Source organism: Phytoactinopolyspora alkaliphila (genome assembly GCF_010550695.1).
GTDB classification, from domain to species: domain Bacteria; phylum Actinomycetota; class Actinomycetes; order Jiangellales; family Jiangellaceae; genus Phytoactinopolyspora; species Phytoactinopolyspora alkaliphila.
In genome coordinates this window covers 214,243-230,714 of sequence record NZ_JAAGOB010000008.1, presented here as the reverse complement: position 1 = coordinate 230,714, position 16,472 = coordinate 214,243, and the positions used below count along the sequence as shown (strand labels likewise).

Here is a 16,472-nt window from a genome sequence, read left to right as displayed (position 1 = left end):
CCACAACGTTGACTACGGCATCTACCTGCACCTTCGCTTACGCCGCGACCTCTGTAGTCGTCGTTGTCCACCGTAGTTCCCGCCGTTTCATGCCACGTTTCATGCCACGAACATCGTGCTGAAGATCACAGACCAGATTGGGGATTGCCCGCCAGGAGCGGCGCGGATGGATCCTGTGCGGCCCGTCTCTGCCGATGGCCCTCCGGGCACATCCCGGGCCGTAGTCGTGTAGAGGGCTATTTGATCCCAACCTACGGGGCTTAGGACGACGCTGGAGGGATGATCCGCAAGGGGTCATGTCCGAACTGGTGGACGACGTCCTGCGCGAGGTTGCGGGCTGTGTCACGAAGTGCTTCGGTGTCGACGCCTGGCGAGATCTCTGAAGTGAGCGGCGTAAATTTGCGCACTGGGCGTGCCCATGGTGCTTCCTGCTCGACTTGGCCTGGACGACTGCCCGTGCTGTAGCGGGTCACGATCGCAAGCGGAGTCGCAGGATCTGGCTTAACGATGTCCAGGTGGACGGCCATCGGCCCGTCCACCGAACGGCGCTGGGCTGAGACATGGGCCAGGCCGATCAGATCGGAGACATAGCTCTCTGCCAGTTCGGCAGGGACGACATAGTGACCTTCTACGGCTGCAGTTCCCCAATCGAGCCGTGTGGCGAATGCGATGGTGCCGTCGTGGTGAATTTCGAGGTAGGAACCGTCACTCTGACCCCTAGGGCTTGTATCCGAGGCGCTTCGAACGACCCACCGACGGAGACCACGACGGGGGTTCAGTGCCTCGTCGTAGAGCTCGTCGAGTATGAGAAACCGGCCGGTCCCCGGCCTTGCTGGTGCGATGTCAACGCTTCTGCTCTTGCCCTCGATGACGATCTCGCGCACTTCGGTCTGCACAATGTCCGGCAGGATCCCAGCTCGTGGTATCCGTGGCCGTGCTACGCCAACGAGCCACGCGCCAACGTCAAGTTCAAGCTGGTCGCTCACCTCTGCGGCAAGCCGTCCGAGCTCGCCAAGCTCATTTGCGCGTTGAGCGAACCGGTCGCGGTATGCCCGTTCCAACTGCCGCTCACGCATCCACGGCGTCTCGGGTCCGTCTCGGTACGGGGCCAGAAGGATGCCACCGTCACGTTCCAGCATGTGAGGGGCGTCGGCGCTGGCGGGGACAGCGAGCACGAGCACTCCTCGCGCTTGGTCGCCGTCATTAGACAGGCTGGCGAACTGTAGCCCAGCGACTGGCGGTTGGATGCGTCCGGCGGCGAGTGCGCGTAGTCGCCTCTCCACGTCCTCTCCGATCTCCACACCGGGGACGGAACTGGCTCGGCCACCACCGTCTTCGCCGACCCCAAACACGAGCAGGCCACCACCGCTGTTCGCCATGGCAGCGACATCCTTGGCGAACTCGTGTCGCTCCTGGTCGGTCCGTCCGGGGAGTGGCTTCCAATCAAGGTCGCTGGTTTCAGCGACTGACTCGTGGACAGCCTGATCGATATGTGCGCGGGTGAGTGGCTGCGGAGTGAGCCCAAGCAGCCGGTGCAGGCTAGACCAGGTGATCATCACGTGGTGAACGATACCGACAAACTGCCGGACACTGCCGAGCAGAGGGTGGATACTTCCAATGCAGTCATACGCCAAAGCCGCTCGGGCGAATCTCTCGGACGCTCCCTCCGACCGGCGGACGCTTCGAAAGTTGTCAACGAGTGGTTAAATGCCTCCCCGCGGCGACCGAACGGATTGTTGGCTGAGACTGGGCTTTGGCTGTCTTGAGCCAGTTGAGGGCATTGGCGTTGATCTCGGTGCAGCAGCAATCTGGAGGGACGGTTGTTCTCGACGCGGAGTCCGTCGTTTTGTCGATGTAGACCTTGGTGAGGAATGCTTAGTTGCAAGGCGCCGGTTGGTGTACCCACAGGTTGTAGATTTCGGCGCAGTTGGTCGGCAGGTTCAGCGCGTCGTTGACGTGGGCGCGGGCCTCGGCGTACTCGCCGTGGTGGCCATCGATGCGCCGTTTCACGCTGTCCCGCTCGGCGAGGATGCGGTTCTTGCTCTCTCTTGAGGAGGGTGAGTGGGATCGTGATGGCGTAGTGGGCTTGCAAGAGCCATTCCTGCTGTGGCGGAGACTGTCGCGGCGGTGCGCGGTGAGCTGGGCCAGTTCCTCGACTTCGGCGGAGAGCAGTTGGTCGAACTCGTAGCACCCCAGGGGGTGATTCACGGCGGGCGGGATGATCTAGATGCGCTGGTAGTAGTCCGCGATCAGCCTCTCGGCATCCGCGATGGGGATCGCGCTGCGGTCGCAGTTGGTGCGCCGGGCGTATCAGCCGGTGCAGATGAATCGGCAGTAGACGCTGCCGTGCTGGTGCTTCGCGTTCGACATGATCAGGCGCGGGCTGCACAGGCGGCAGTGGACGTTGCCTTTGATGGATCCAACCTTCCTTCCGGCCGTCCGGTCCGCCAGACTCTGACGTATGTCTGCACCAACAGTCCTGCTCGATACCAACGTATGGAACTACATCATCGATGAGAATGGTGTTGAGCCACTGCGCAAGATGGCCAAGGCGAGTGGAATCCAAGTCGTCGCCTGCCCCGCCGTGGTCTTCGAGTGCCTGCGCGTCCCCGATCCCGACAAGCGCAGGCGTCGGGCCAAGGCACTCACACGTGAGGACTGGCTGCGCGTGATGCCAGAGGCGTTCTCCGGGGCAGAGGACCTACGCTTTGAACTCGGTCGCCTTCGACAAGCATGGTTTCTCGAAGCTCCGGACTTACGACAATGGTACCGTCATCGAGCAGACTGGCAGAGTGGCTTCTGGTGGCGCGTGCGGCACAGTTCTAGAGAAATGGCCCGTGTGATCGGATCCCTAGGGGACTCTGATCTGCAACAAGCCCGAGTAGAGGCGAAGTTCGCACGCAAAGAGGCGGAGTCCCTGGGACACACACTCCATAAGTTCAAGTGGAACAACGCGACGGCAACCTTTGCGGAACCAACCCCGGGATGGGACGGGAATGCGTTTGAAGCGTGGCGCGCAGCGTCAGTCGCCTGGTGGTGGGACAAACTTGTGCATGGTCGGTCAGGGCCAGCCGTTGACTGGCTCGGTCCATGGCTCGACTTGCGTGCGATTGGAGCCGACCCAGCATCCTGGGCGCAGCTCTGGACCCGCGAGGTCGAGACTCATGCGCTGCCACGCGAATGGGTCCGATGGGCGATGGCGGAGGCGCAGGCGACACGAAGCACGTCGCCCGGGACACCAGGAGATAATCAGCTGGCGACCTATCTAATTGATGTTGACATGTTCGTTAGCACGGACAAGGTGTTCGTCGAACTTGTCGATGCGATGCGGCCACACTGCCCTGTGCCGCTTGCCGAGGTGCGTAGATCACCGGCTGGCGTGGAATCGCTTACGTTTTTACTTTCGCTTCTCGAAGACATTGCCTAATATGTGCGCTCTCGGGTGTTCACCGGCGTGCCGCCGTCGCATTGCTCGTATTATCACCGCCGCCGCGTGTGACGAACTGGATCCGAAATTAATTCTGTGCGGAGCATTAGTCGATGCCATAGCAGGATCAACCGTCAATCTAAACCCCTGGGTACGTTCCTACGGCGCACGACTCACCAGAACGCCCGTGTCACGCAGCGCTGCCATGGGCTAAGGAACTCGTCGGGATGTATCGATACGCGGGTGTGATGCCCGAGTGTGGCAGGGCGATGAGGTGGGCGCCGCTTTCGCCATCGGCCAGGTGGGGCGCGATGAGCGTCGTCAGGCTGGCGGCGACGCCGGCAAGGTCGGCGGCCGAACCGTGGAAGGTCGGCAGGGAGCAACCGCGGGTTGGAATGAACTCATCTCCGGGTTCGGGGTCCTTCCAGAAGGCTCGATAGGGTTCGAGATCTGGTTCGTGATTGACAATGTGACCAGTTTGTACGTCTGTTTTGAGCGCGCTGATGCTGTGTTTGGTCCCATGCACCATCGCGAGGCCAAGACTCCCGGTCCCCGCGTCTGTTGCGACCTGGGCGATGACGGCCGTTCGAGTCGGGTCAAGCGCCATGATGTCGAGGCGTCGGGCAACTGCGCGATTGATCGTTGCGTCCACGATCAGGTTCGCCGAGGTCGCGATGGTCCATAGTTCATCATCTTCAATCCTGTGGCGGCTTTGGATATCGATGCCAGGCGCGATGGCACGTAGCCGTTCCGCAAGTCGGTCTGCCTTCGCTGCCCCGATGTCGTGGTCCGTGTAGTTCTGTCGGACGAGAAGTCCTCCGGTGATGATCCCCGTGTCGCAAACGGTGATTTTGGCTGCTCCGGCGCGCGTGATGAACTCAGCGATCCAGGAGCCAAGTCCGCCAACACCAAGGACGAGGATTTCTGTGTCATGGTACGTGGCAACAGGTCTGGCGATATCGCGTCGGTGGTTCACATCGTCTCTTTCGTCCGAGACGTAGCACCACTTCAGAGGAGTGCTTCGGTCGAGTCGCGCCTTGTCGAACGTCAGTAGTGGCCCTGTCTTGTCCCGCATGAGCCGTCGGAGGTGGTCCGCGAGTTCAGCGTCGAAGTAGACCGCGATGAGGTGTCGCGGCCCCCCTTGGGGGTGAGGCACGGCGAGCAGAAGGGTCTGCGGAGTTCCTTCGGGCTTGCGTGCCGCACTCGCGGCGAGCGTCGTAAGCATGGCGATCGATTGGCTGCGATCGAACTCCTGCGCAACTGCGCGCACGCCATTCTGTACCCAGAAGGGTCTTCTCCCGATCTCGCACTCCGGATTGGGTGTCTGCTGCGCGCTGTAGAAGGGCGAGTTCTGGAGCGCGGCGGCGATCTGGAGTTCTTGCTGCTGGTGGAGGTCTAAGCGGCTGGTGAGGTGGTAGAGGTAGTCGCTTCCTGCTCCGAAGGGAAGGTCGTGATCGGCGAAGAACACCGGCATGTGTTCTGCTTCCTCGCCAGATGGGCGTGAGGCGTGCAGTTGCAGGCACCAGTCTGCACGGCGGGTGAGCCAGGCCGAGGCAGCCCGGCCGCGTTGTTGGGGTAGTTCGCTCACAACGATGGGAGGCACAGGCACACCGGTGTGGCTGAGGTGTGGGATTCCGCCTACCGCATGGTAGAGAGCTTCGTCTGCGTTGAACTCCGCCTTTGCTGCTTTGATGAGCCATCGCCAGAGCCGATTGAGGACGCCGTTGGGGACGCCGTTGATTCCGTGGTGTGGGTCCCATTCTCGGGTTTCGTCCAGGTAGAGACAGAACTGGAATCCGGATAGCACGTGCGGGTGTCCCAGGAACCGGAAGTGGTCGACGTACACGGCGGGTGGGTGTTCGTTGTCTGGGCCGATGGCGAGGATGAACGACTCTTGGTCCTCGAGGAGTAGACCGTGCGGGACCGAGTCGATTTCGCTGGTGTTTAGGGAGAAGGGGACGTGGAGCGTCCGAGTTTCCGTGTCGAACTCGCCTGTACCGACCCCGGTGAGCGTGTCAGGTAGTTGTTTCGCCGATGCCCTGAGGTGGGCCAGGCACTGCTGCTGCCAGTCGGTGAGTCTGCTCTTCACCTTGCCCATGTAGTCACCCGGCTCGGCCGCTGCGTCCCGTCGTGGTTTCCACCCCTGCCGCTCCAGCGCCAGTGCCTGCGCCTGTGGCTGGGAACTTGCTGTCGTTACCGACATCAGCAGGTCCGAAGTCGTCGCCGAGGAGATCGCGCCACTTGTTGGCGCTGTCAGACCAGGAGGTGGAGCAGTTGATGGCGTTATCGATGAGGCTGGCAACGGTCTGAATGTCTCGCCGGAAGTCGTCGTACTCCCACTGCGGCCAGCGATGTGTGAACGTGGAGTCCGCCCGAGAGGGGTCCGCGACTTCAGGTCGCTCCGGCATGTTGCGAACCCAGTCAGCCAGGTCAGTGGTGATCCGGTGAAGCGTCTTCGGGACATTGCCGTAACAGCCGGGGTGGGTCCGTGTCTTGTCGAGGCTGATGACGCCCCCAACGATGGTGGTCAGGATAATGGACCTGGTATCGTCGTAGTAGTCCCGGTGGTCACGCAGGTACTTGAGGATACGTAGGACCCGGCGCATGTTTCCGTTGGTGATCTCGTCCTTGCCACGCATCCACTGTGTTAAGCCGCTGGGATCGGTATCTTCCCACTCGTTGGTGTCGGTGTTGACGATGGACTCGCCCCCGTTGGCTCGGTCGACGTAGGGGACGACATCGACATGCATGTAGTTGGCGTAGGCAACGCGGACGCAGCGGTTCTTCGCTTCGGGCGCTGTGCTCATCTGCTGCGCTTCGCAGTAGTCGCTGAGCGCTTCAAAGACGGGGGCCTGGTAGTCCGACGGGCTCCAGCCTTCCTGTTCTTCAAGTTCGACCATGAAGTCAGCGTCGAACTCCTCGTCCTCCTTCGGGTTGATGATCGTGCGCTGCGCCCACGAACCCTGCTTCTTCATGCCCAGCACGCGGGTACCGAGGTCAGCCTTCTTGAGCGCACTGAAAATTCTCTCGACGCGCTCGTCGAGAAACGCCAGTTTGTAGTCGGGCAGGTTGACATGGTCCGTGAGAAAGGTGGTGAAGTAGGTGACCTGTTCCATCAGCTCTGCTCCTCAGCACGTGGCGTGACCGCCCCGCCTCGTCCCGGCGGGGGCGAGTATGGTGCTGCGGTGTGGTCGATGAACTTGGCGGCATACTCCGGACTGAGGTTGCGACTCACAGTGGCGGCGTAGCCGGCTACCTTGGCCGCGTCGATGCGGTCGAGGGCGAACAGACCTGGTTGCACGGTGGCGTTCAAGCGGACGAAGTTGCCGAAACCAATTAGGTGTCGGGCGAGTCCGGTGCTGCTGTCACTGCTCGCAGTAAGGATCGTGTCTACGGCGGCCGAGGCCCATCGGCCGATTCCCGCGTTGTCGAGTCGGTCGGAGTGATCGGTGAAGGGCGACATCGTCCCAATGCTGAGAACCCGCATCGAGTCCAGCTGCACCCCGAGCATGCTCTTGGCCTCGCCGATGGCGAACACCGACGGATTATTGGCGAAAACTCCACCGTCAATGAGCCGCGCCGAGTCAACCGTCGCTGCCGGGAAGTACGTGGGCGCGGCCGATGTGGCGAGAGCGACATCAACCATCTTGACGTTCCAGTCACGGACGAGCCGATCACTGTGAGGTGTCTTGAAGAGGTGGACCTCGCCGCTCTGAACATCCCAGGAAGGCACAAGGAGTCGCTTGCTGCTTTCGCCGAGCAGTCGATCGCCGAACACCTCGACAAGCACTTCACGGAGAGCCTCGCCCGAGTAGCTGGGCCGCACCAGGCGGCTGGGGCGCCATTTGCGTTGCCTGCTGCGGGGAAAGACCTTGGCGATCAGTTCGAGGTAACGGTCGGCAATCTCGGCTGGCGACAGGCCCGCACCCAGGCCCAGTGCCACGATGCCGCCGGCAGAAGTACCGGCGATGAGGTCGAAGCGGTCAACAACTCGGACGCCGTGGTCTTCCTCGAAGCGGGCGAGGACGCTCGCGCTGAACAGTGCTTTTGCGCCGCCGCCGTCGAGCGAGAGGATCTGGAACCGGTCGCCGGTGAAGGGCTCGGGCGTCGGGCCCGTGGACGAGTACCGGTCGGTCATGTGCTTCGCCTCCCGTCGGGACGTGCTCACGGTAGCCACCGCTACCGACGAAATCCGTGCGGCGCATCGACCGCGTAGGACTCTTGCAGCACGGCGTGTCTACCGAGCACCGGCGCGTACCGCCTCTAGCGTGGCGGCTACCGCACCGGAGACAAGTCTCCGACCGTGTCCACAAGCCGACTCCCAACGGCCAGTTGGCGTAGGGAACGTTCGCCAGTGGTCTGCGACACGGTCGCGCCCGCACCTTACATTGCAGCATGAGCGGCCTCAATCTTAGAGGAGACGCGCCGTCGGGACCTTGCTCACGTCGTGACCCGAGCACGGCGACCTCCTTGGCGGATCTTCACGCCCTTCGCCGCCAGGGCGTGCCGGACCGTGCCGCTACGGTGCGGCGGTGAACATTGAACCGTTCGCCCAACTCACCGCGGGGTGGCGCCCTCCCGATACCGGGCTATCAGATCGTCCACCTGAGCCGGGCTCAGAACGGTTCAGGCGTCCCAACCGCACGCACTATCCGACCCCCGGCGAGTCCATCACAGTCAGCTCCCATGGCCTCCGATCTCGCTTGTAGACCCTGCGAGGCCGCCGTGAAGCCACTGTGTCAGCGCCGAACGGGGATCTCAGTCTCCCCACGGGATCCACCCTTTGGTCTAATTTCGAAGTGTTCGCAGGGAACGACGCGGCAGCGAGAGTGGCCCTGTTCTTCGTTGCCTGGACTCGGCACCTGAGTGCGTGGAGAGTACCTCGCCAGCGAGCGTCACATCCGGATTGACGTCTGCGAGTTCGCTCCCGATCGCAGCCGCAGAGTGGTTGACGTTGTCGACTGCGTCTTCTACGGGATCGGCAAGTGGCAAGTTCAGGGAGTCGTAAGGCTCTTTGGCCTAGCGGTCCCCTAGAAGACCCCGTGTTCGAGTTCGGCAGCGCTCCCTGTCGGATTCAAAGCGGACCGTGAAGGCTCGGTCGGGAAACGCGCTTGGCGGCGCGCCGTTGCTGAGCGCGAGTCGTAGACTCTTGCGAAGCTACGAAGGGAAGGCCGAAGTTGATGCTGGATCTGCCCGACGGCGTTGAAGGTGTGCTCCCCAACCACTACATCGAGAAGGCGATAGCGTCTGATGTCGTCAGCGGCGTCGGTGCCGACATCCCGGTTGGCAACATCCAGCCCGCGAGTCTTGACCTGCGGCTCGGGGAGGTGGCCCATCGCATCCAGTGCAGTTTCCTCCCGGGGCCCAACCGGGTCGCCGATCGGCTGCGGGAGCTGAGTGAGTACGAGGTGGACCTCACAGGCGCCGGGGGGGCGGTACTTGAGGTTGGCCTGCCGTATGTCATCCCCCTCATGGAGAGACTCCGACTGCCACAAAAGATGCGCGCACGAGCGAATCCGAAGAGCTCAACGGGTCGAGCGGATGTCTTCACTAGAGTGATCACGGATTTCGGCGCGCGCTTCGATGACATCAAGCCTGGGTATGTTGGACCGCTCTATCTCGAGGTCGTTCCACTGTCCTTTCCCATTCGGGTGTATCAGGGACTGACCCTCAACCAACTGCGCCTATCAGTTGGAGACACCGCACTGTCCGATGCGGACATCCGCGCTGAGCATTCAAACGGCCCCCTGCTGTCCGCCAACGGGAAGGCACTCCAGCCGAAGGACCTGCAGCTTTCCTCCGGACTGTTCCTCGGCCTGAACCTGCGCGGCTCGAAAGCAAAGGGTGTTGGCTGGCGGGCGCGCGGCAGCGCACCGCTGCTGGACATGCGTGGAATTCGCTCATCCGAGCCTGCCCTGTTCTGGGACAAGGTGCAGCGGGGGCCGGGTGATCGCATCGTGTTACAACCCAACAGCTTCTACCTCCTGATGTCCTACGAGGCCGTGACGATTCCGCCGCATCTGGCAGCAGAGATGGCCGCGTACGATCCGACAAGCGGCGAGCTTCGCACCCACTATGCCGGCTTCTTTGACCCCGGATTCGGCTACTCTTCAAGTTCGCGGCAATCTGGCTCGACCGCTGCACTGGAGGTGCGCGCTCACGACGTGGCGTTCATGATCGAGCACCGCCAGCACGTCTGCAAACTGACGTTCGAACGGATGCTAGAACAGCCAACCATGCTGTATGGTGACACCGCTTTCGGGTCCAACTACCAGAGCCAAACCGAAACCTTGGGCAAGCACTTCAAAATCGACGGGGAGACTGAGATGGCTCCCACTCCTTCCGAGGTGGCTTATGATCCGCAGCAATTGGAGCTCGGTGGCGAGGGGTAGGGACAAATGACGCCCGTTCCGGATCCCCGAGATTGCCAAGGACCAGACGATCTCGGCCGTCTTGAGCACGATGAGGAAGCCGACATCTGGTACGAGTGCAGTCACGACCCACGCCGCGGCGTGTACACATGGGCGATCGTCCCGCCTGTTGATCCCTGAGCCAGTGAGCGGTTCCGAGCGGACCGCGCCCGCGCCGGTCTCGACGGTCGTGGTCATGCTCGCCGATGCGCTGCCGGCAAGAGCAGAAGACGAACTCCTCGGCACACCACCTTGCACGTGGGGCCATGGTGTGGACCGGCCCACATGAGAAATGAGACCAGGCTGCCCGACCCACCTGAGATGTCGGCCTGGATTTCGCTGCGACCCGCGCCGGCAGCCGGCGGTCCGGGCGATAGTAGCCGGGCCAGCCAACGTCCGATCGTGTCGCTCGGTGCGGTTCCGTGTCAGCTCGAGCGGCTGCGTTGCACAATCTGGTCGATGAGGGCGATGGTTTCGTCTTCGAGGTCGCTCCCGAGCTCGTCCGCGAGAACGCGGAGTCGGCCGATGAGTTCGAGCGTACGGGTGCGGTTGCCGAGTCGGGCCTCGGCTTTGAGACGGTCTCTCCAGAGGAGTTCGCAGGCCGGTTCGATGTCGAGGCCGCGTAGCGCGGCGGTCTGCGTGGCGCGCAGATCACCGGCCTTGAGTGCTCGTTCGGCGAGTTCATGGCAGGCGTCAATGATGGCGGAGGTCATCTCGTGGGCGTGCATGTCGGCCCAGGTGTATGAGGCACCGCGCCCGGATAGCGGTCGTGCCCGAACAAGGTCGAGAGCTCGCCACAGATCGTCGCTACTGGCCTGGACGAGTCCGTCGGGGAGGATGTCGCACCAGTCTTGCCAGTCAGATTGCACGTCACGGTGAAACTGGTAGATGTCGTCGGTGGCGTGCGGAAGGTACGTGTCGTCGTCCGGGTGGGGGCCGAGCCATCGGCGCAGCCTTGACACTGCTGTGCCGCGGGTATTCGTCCCTGGGCGTCCGTTGGGCCATATCGCTTCGTCCATCGCCGATCCGTGACGGCCGGGCCGCAGCGATAGGTAGCAGGCGAGCTGGACGGCCTGGTTGCGTTTGGTCTTCTCCAGCGGCCCTTGGGCGCCGACGACGTCGGGCTCTCCGAGGAGGAGGACGCGCGGATGGCGTGTTGGTGTACTTTCCGGTGCCGTTTCGCCGTTGGCGCGGCGTGAACCGTGTACCTCACTGGGGCCTGAGGGAGGGCGATTCAGGTCTTGATCGTCAGCAGCGGTCGGGGAGACGCTCTCCAAGGCTGCAGCGACAGCGCTTTGCGGGATCTGGTCCAGGGGTATCTCCATGAGGGGTTGGCCGACAAGTTCGCCGTCGGCGGTCGTCACCAGGTCGATGATCCGATCCCGCACGGGCGACCTGACTTGCTGCGGACGCAGCACCAAGTCGTGGGGTTCAAGCACCGCTGTGCTCGGATTGGCGATTCGGATGGCCGTCCCGCCTGCGCTACCAGGGCCGAGGACGACCGCAGCGATCGCGAGCCGGAGCTCTTGACTGATCAGGGCACTGAGTTGTTGCTGCTGGGAGAGCGGCAATGGTTCGGTGACGACGACGATCTCCGGAGTCCATGCCCCGGCGGCGGTCTGCTTCGTGCGAGCTTCGGCGACGCTGTCGGTTTGGCACTGCCGGAGTAGTTCGCGATCAGCATTAGCCCGTGCTGTGAGTTCGCGCATGAGGCGGTCGACGTCGGTCGTGTGGCGAACGCGCCCGGTCTGCAGGGCTTCGAGGTCGACGTGGCTGCCCACGAAGGTCACCTGGATGTCGTCGGCCCACCGACTGGTGCATAGCTCAGTGGCGAGCGCGGAGACGAAGGCGTGGCAAGACTCGACGTCACCAAAGACGTTCAGCGTTCCGACGTGCTCCAGGTCCAGCATGATGTGGGCGTTGTCTGTGTCGTGGCCGATGGTGACGAGGCTTGGCCACGGTGCCGGGACGTCGTCGGCGTCGATGTCAAGCATGCCGTCGGCGTCGGCGGTAGTCATCCACGTCGTGCGCTCGTCGTCGGCGATGAACGGTGGCGGAAGGTCGGCCGGTTCTTCGAAATAGAGCTCGAGCTGGTCGTCGATGAGACGTGCGAGGCGTAGCGGTGGAGGTGCTTGGCCACGTTGGCTGAGCCGCACGGCGAGTGTCCGCAGGGCACGATCGACGAAATCGACTTGCGTAGCGTCGGCGACATCGCGCAGTTCGAGCTCTGTCGCGGCAGCGAGGTCGGTGGGCTGGGGGAGTCGTTGCCCTGCACGTCGTCGACGTTGTTGAAGTGCGCGGCGTGTGGTGAGCAGGCCAATGACTCCTGCCGCGAGCAACGCACCGACACCGGTAGCCGTGCGGACAAGCTCGGCCACATCTGAGTCGTCGTCTGGATCCTGCTCATCGGTTGCGGGACCCGCGAAGGAGTCGGAGCCAGGTACGTCGCATTCCGCGGCGTCCTCACCGGACGGCGTCGGCGCGGGCGCTACGTTGTGGCCGCTGATGATCAGGCCTGTGGGGATGGGTTGCCGCTCGTCCGCCGCCGCAGGGCTGGTATCGGCAGCTGACTCCGTGTCGGCGTCGCGAGCGTCGCCGCTCGAGTTGGACACCAGCCCGTCGTGATTGGAACTGGACGCAGTTGGATCGGCGGCGAGGTTGTCGCCGGTGTCTGGCACCGTCGAGGCCTGGTCGGGTCCAGGCGTGACAGCTGGAATCGTCAGGTGCCAGCCGGGATAGATCAGATCTGGATGGGTGAGGCGTCGCCCGTCGGGCTGGATGGTGTCCTTCGAGGCTTCGAAGATTTCGGCCCATCGCCACGGATCACCAAGCAGGGCAGCGGCGATGTCCCAGAGAGTGTCGCCTCGCTGGACGACGTGCTCCGATGTCTCTTCCTCGTCGGGTTCTGCTTCGTGGTCGGGTTTCGTGGGTTCCTCTTGGTGGTTCTGTGGTTGCTCTCCGGTGAGCATTTCGGGCGGGACGGTTGGTACAGGTCGCCAGTCGTCCGGCGGAACGGCGGTAGTGAAGGAATGAGATGGGGCTGGTTCGGCGGTGGCGACCGGGCCGATGGTCAGCATGCCCGCGACGGCGGAGACGAGGACGGCGGCGAGCCGCTGTTGCGTGCCCAGGGCGGGAAGCCGAGGTGCCCGGACCCCGCGCAGCGCGGCCGGGATCTCGACGAGGACGGCGACGGCGAAGGTCGCCCAGCCGACCCAGCCAGCCACGAGCAAGGCTCCGATGAACAGCGAGCCGTCATCCGGAGCAGTCAAGGCGGTCGTGATGTCATCCAGGCTCGGGATGCGGAATGGCCACGGCCATCCGCCTGCCCACCACAGGCCGTAGGGGACGCCTGCGACGAGTAGCGTCAGGGTAGCGAAGGCGACAAGAGCACGTAGCGCGTCGACGATCCACAATCGGCCTCGCGGTGCTCCGACGCTCATCCCGTGCCTCGTTCCTGTTCGCCTGTTGTCCTGCCGTGTTGCGCGGCGTCTTACTCCTGTTCGATCAGCTGGCGCTCTCCGATCCGGACCCGTGCCGTCGAGGTGAGCGGGTCGACGTCGAGCGTGCCTGATTCGCCGGTGGATGCCTCCCAGCTGGCGGCCCAGTGGGTAGTAGCAGTAACCGTGAAGGCCTGGTCCGGATGTTGGCGGCTTGTCTGCTGGTAGGTGTGGCCGCAGTTGGGCGATTCACGCACGCCGAGTGATTCGCGGTACGCCGTGCCGGGGTCGGTGCAGGTGCGGATGCTTCCGTCGCCGGTGTCCCACGACGCTTCCTCGACCGCAGCGGTGACGGTGACAGTGATACCGCCTTCGGACATGGAGTCTTCTACGGGTCCCCAGGTCTGTGGTGACGGGTCGACGGCCCAGAGCCACACGGGTGCACCGACGAGTCCGAGTGAATCGGGCCGTTGGTCGATCGGTGCCGGTGCCATGCCGATCTCGATCGGTTGCAGGTCCATGTCGTCCAGGATCTGCTGTGCGAGTGCGGCCGGGTCGACGGGTGGCGGGCCGAGTGGGTCATCCGCGAGCCAGATGAAGCCGACCTGGCCCCACACCGGATCAGACGGTGGAATGATGCCGGATATCTTGCGCCATTCGTAGATCCAACCCAACGGGTAGTCCTGCCACAGCCCGTCGTACAGGCAGCCACTGCAGCCGTAGATGCCGTCGTCACGGAACTCGGCCGCTTCCTGCTGCGTGAGTGCCCGGAGGTAGCTGTCGTGCGGCTGATGCCAGACGAAGGGGCCGAAACGGCAGGGGATGTTCATCACCGTGGGATCAGCTTGATCACATCCCGTCCGTTCCCGATCGGTGTCGTCGTCCTCCGGTTCACAGCCGAAACCCGTCCACCGGTGGCCGTCCGGGCATTCGAAGTCTGGTGGCTGGTTCGACGCCGCCGCGGGGAGCGCAACACCGGCCAACAGGAACGCCGAACTGGTGAGAAATATTACGATGGTCGTCACGATCTTCAACACGGTTCATCCACTGTGAGACCGATCGTCGCCAGCCGCCATTCGTCGACATAGTCCCAGGTCATGTCCCACGTTTGGTACTGTGTCGGTTCGTAGGAGAACTCCGCTGGCTCGCCGTCATAATCCACGATCTCGATCTCTGTCAGGTCGAGGCAGGCGCGCGATTCGGCGGTGACCGGCATGTCGTCGCTGAACTCGATGTCAGTGATGTCATGGGTGGCGATGATGGTCTCGCCGACCTGTTCGGAGGCTGATGCACCCCAGGCTGCGGTCCAGTTCTCCAACTCGATCTGTGCGTCAAGGTGAACCGGCCACGATGAGACCAGATCGTTGGCCCAGCCAGGATCGTCGGATGAGACATAATCGGACGTGTTGATCTTCGATTCGTCCCACGCGGCGATGATCTCCCGAAAAGTCGCCTCAAGTTCTTCTGCGGCTTGTTCCTCCGGGCTGGACGTGGGCGGTGCGGTCAGCGTCGGCCTCGACGGTGTCTCGGCCTCGGGTGTCGGGTCGGTGATGGCTGAGTCGTCGTCGCTGTTGCATGCGGTGAGAAGGGCCAGCGAGATGACCAAGCCCGCCGTGGCATACCGCAATTTGCTCATGTTGTTCGTTCCGTTCTTCGTCATAGTCCGGTGGTGATCCGCACGCTAGCTTCGCCGGTGGCGCTCATTGTCGTGATCCCGAGGATCGAGAGAAAGACTGTCGGTTCGCTTGTCGCGGTGGTGACCCTGATGATGTCGCCGTGGATGGAGACGTCACCATCGACATCTGCCGCCGCGAGGTAGTTGCGTGCGGCGGCTACGGCGGCGGCGCGGTCGATTCCGGTCTCTCCTGTGAGGTCGGCGCCGGAGATGTGCTGTCCCGCGGCGCGGGCGGCCTCCGCGGCTGCATTGTCGGCACGCTGCATCGCCTGGAGCCTGGAACCGCCGTCGAACACGAGCCCGATGAACGCCAGCCCGATGAGCACGATGACGCTGAACGCCACGCCAATGGCTCCGCGCTCAGGCGCTCGTGACCGCAGTGGCTGGATCATGCGATCACCGCTGCCTGTAAGTATCGACGGGGCTGACGCCGGTGAACGTAGCGGTGCGACTGGTGATACCGGGGATGCCCAGGTGAGCCACCCGGATTGGGCAGGCGATGGTGACCTCCACTGTCGCGTGCTGCCCTGGTGGGGAGTGGAATCCCGACGTGTCCACGTCCACTGTGGTGGACAGGCACTCGATTCCTTGATCAGCCAGCGACATCGCGGCGGCGGCCTTGGCGTCGGAAACTGCCGCCGTGGGTGTGCGTGCCAAAGACGCGGCGCGGGCGGCGTCGTTGGCCGCTTGTTCAACGGATCCAGCGGCCAAGGCGACGTAGCCGGCGAGTGCCAGGGCGGAAATGAGCAGGATGGCGACTGGCACACAGATTGCCCACTCCAGCGCTGCCGAACCACGGTCGTCCCGCAAGCGTGGGAGGGCCCGCACCAGCCGCCCAGTCACCGCGTGGTCCATCGCTTGAGGGGGGCCGTGGAGCTCTGGCTGAATGAGGGACCCGCCATCCCTGGGACCAGGGACGGCGCGGAGCCGGACACCGTGACCGTGACCGTTGTCCCAGTATCGTGCTGCGAGACATTTGCCCCGGTCATGACCTTGGTTCCACCGGCGGCGGCGATGAACGCCTTTGCGTGCGCAGCGCCGTCGCCGCGTGTCTCCACGGACGCTGCTCGTGCGCCCTCCTGCGCGGCCGACAACGCCACATTGCGGGCGTGGAACCACAGAGCGCCCTGGATGATCGCAACGATCGTCGCGATCACGACTGGCCAGATGATCACCTGCTCCAGGGCGATGGAACCACGTTCACGCGGCCGGGGAGTCATCGCGGAATCAGGGGGTGATCTCTTGCGACCGGCTCGTGATGACGTTCCCGAGCCAGATCGCGGCGGCGACGATGATGGGGAAGAGGATGGCCGCGATCACGACGTATTCGAGCGCCGACGCCCCCTTCTCACGGCCTGCCGGGACGAGCCGGGCGGCGATTCGAGTGCGTAGGCACTGTCCACCAGCAGCGAGCCATGCCGACGCTGCGATGATGCGGTCCTTGTCCATGTGGTTCTCCTATGGGCGGTGCGGGTGGTCCGTGTTCTGCCCTTCATGCCAGGTGCAGGATGCTGCGGATTGCT

Annotated in this window: 14 protein-coding genes; 2 read left to right on the top strand and 12 right to left on the bottom strand. The window is 63.5% G+C overall.

The genetic code is table 11. From position 1 onward, the window contains the following. Nucleotides 1-260: 260 nt before the first annotated feature. Complete coding sequence (locus tag G1H11_RS16305) at nucleotides 261-1,556, bottom strand: AlbA family DNA-binding domain-containing protein (RefSeq protein WP_163819645.1); 1,296 nt, start codon at nucleotides 1,554-1,556, stop codon at nucleotides 261-263. Nucleotides 1,557-1,875: 319 nt separating this feature from the next. Further along, nucleotides 1,876-2,208: a hypothetical protein gene (locus G1H11_RS16300; RefSeq protein WP_163819644.1), complete on the bottom strand. Its 333-nt coding sequence runs from the start codon at nucleotides 2,206-2,208 to the stop codon at nucleotides 1,876-1,878. Nucleotides 2,209-2,461: 253 nt separating this feature from the next. On the opposite strand from G1H11_RS16300, the gene G1H11_RS16295 reads away from it, so the two are divergent. Then, on the top strand, nucleotides 2,462-3,427 hold the full coding sequence (locus G1H11_RS16295; protein WP_163819643.1) for a hypothetical protein: 966 nt from the start codon (nucleotides 2,462-2,464) through the stop codon (nucleotides 3,425-3,427). A 190-nt stretch (nucleotides 3,428-3,617) separates the two neighbouring features. Here the strand turns inward: G1H11_RS16295 and G1H11_RS16290 are convergent, their stop codons facing one another. Genes G1H11_RS16290 through G1H11_RS16280 form a run of 3 tightly spaced genes read right to left on the bottom strand, consistent with a single transcriptional unit; the run spans nucleotide 3,618 to nucleotide 7,595 of the window. Beyond that, complete coding sequence (locus G1H11_RS16290) at nucleotides 3,618-5,525, bottom strand: ThiF family adenylyltransferase (RefSeq protein WP_163819642.1); 1,908 nt, start codon at nucleotides 5,523-5,525, stop codon at nucleotides 3,618-3,620. 4 nt (nucleotides 5,526-5,529) lie between these two features. Next, a complete protein-coding gene (locus G1H11_RS16285; protein ID WP_163819641.1) occupies nucleotides 5,530-6,543 on the bottom strand; it encodes an SMODS domain-containing nucleotidyltransferase in 1,014 nt (337 codons plus the stop codon). After that, entirely contained in the window at nucleotides 6,543-7,595 is a 1,053-nt protein-coding gene (locus G1H11_RS16280; protein WP_216843820.1) for a CBASS cGAMP-activated phospholipase, read from the bottom strand. Before G1H11_RS16280 ends, G1H11_RS16285 begins: the two co-directional genes overlap by 1 nt. Before the next feature lie 1,012 nt (nucleotides 7,596-8,607). Here G1H11_RS16280 and G1H11_RS16275 point away from each other — a divergent pair. Further along, nucleotides 8,608-9,819, top strand: a complete 1,212-nt coding sequence (locus G1H11_RS16275; RefSeq protein WP_163819640.1) for a 2'-deoxycytidine 5'-triphosphate deaminase — start codon at nucleotides 8,608-8,610, stop codon at nucleotides 9,817-9,819. A 443-nt stretch (nucleotides 9,820-10,262) separates the two neighbouring features. Here G1H11_RS16275 and G1H11_RS16270 read toward each other — a convergent pair whose 3' ends face one another. The 7 genes from G1H11_RS16270 to G1H11_RS16240 are packed head-to-tail and all read right to left on the bottom strand — an operon-like array spanning nucleotide 10,263 to nucleotide 16,398. Next, nucleotides 10,263-13,277, bottom strand: coding sequence for a BTAD domain-containing putative transcriptional regulator (locus tag G1H11_RS16270; protein WP_163819639.1), 3,015 nt, complete (start codon nucleotides 13,275-13,277; stop codon nucleotides 10,263-10,265). Nucleotides 13,278-13,327: 50 nt separating this feature from the next. Then, nucleotides 13,328-14,299 carry a hypothetical protein gene (locus G1H11_RS16265; protein ID WP_163819638.1) on the bottom strand — a complete coding sequence of 324 codons (972 nt, stop codon included), beginning with the start codon at nucleotides 14,297-14,299 and terminating at the stop codon, nucleotides 13,328-13,330. A 5-nt stretch (nucleotides 14,300-14,304) separates the two neighbouring features. Beyond that, the gene (locus tag G1H11_RS16260; RefSeq protein WP_163819637.1) at nucleotides 14,305-14,910 is read right to left on the bottom strand and encodes a hypothetical protein; all 606 of its coding nucleotides are present in this window, start codon (nucleotides 14,908-14,910) and stop codon (nucleotides 14,305-14,307) included. Between the two features lie 20 nt (nucleotides 14,911-14,930). Next, nucleotides 14,931-15,341 (bottom strand): pilus assembly protein TadG-related protein, encoded by a 411-nt coding sequence (locus G1H11_RS16255; protein ID WP_163819636.1) that lies wholly within the window; start codon nucleotides 15,339-15,341, stop codon nucleotides 14,931-14,933. A 4-nt stretch (nucleotides 15,342-15,345) separates the two neighbouring features. Beyond that, nucleotides 15,346-15,792: a TadE/TadG family type IV pilus assembly protein gene (locus tag G1H11_RS16250; protein ID WP_216843819.1), complete on the bottom strand. Its 447-nt coding sequence runs from the start codon at nucleotides 15,790-15,792 to the stop codon at nucleotides 15,346-15,348. Next, a complete protein-coding gene (locus tag G1H11_RS16245; RefSeq protein WP_163819634.1) occupies nucleotides 15,789-16,169 on the bottom strand; it encodes a TadE family protein in 381 nt (126 codons plus the stop codon). Before G1H11_RS16245 ends, G1H11_RS16250 begins: the two co-directional genes overlap by 4 nt. Before the next feature lie 7 nt (nucleotides 16,170-16,176). Next, nucleotides 16,177-16,398: a hypothetical protein gene (locus G1H11_RS16240; protein ID WP_163819633.1), complete on the bottom strand. Its 222-nt coding sequence runs from the start codon at nucleotides 16,396-16,398 to the stop codon at nucleotides 16,177-16,179. Between the last annotated feature and the right edge of the window lie 74 nt (nucleotides 16,399-16,472).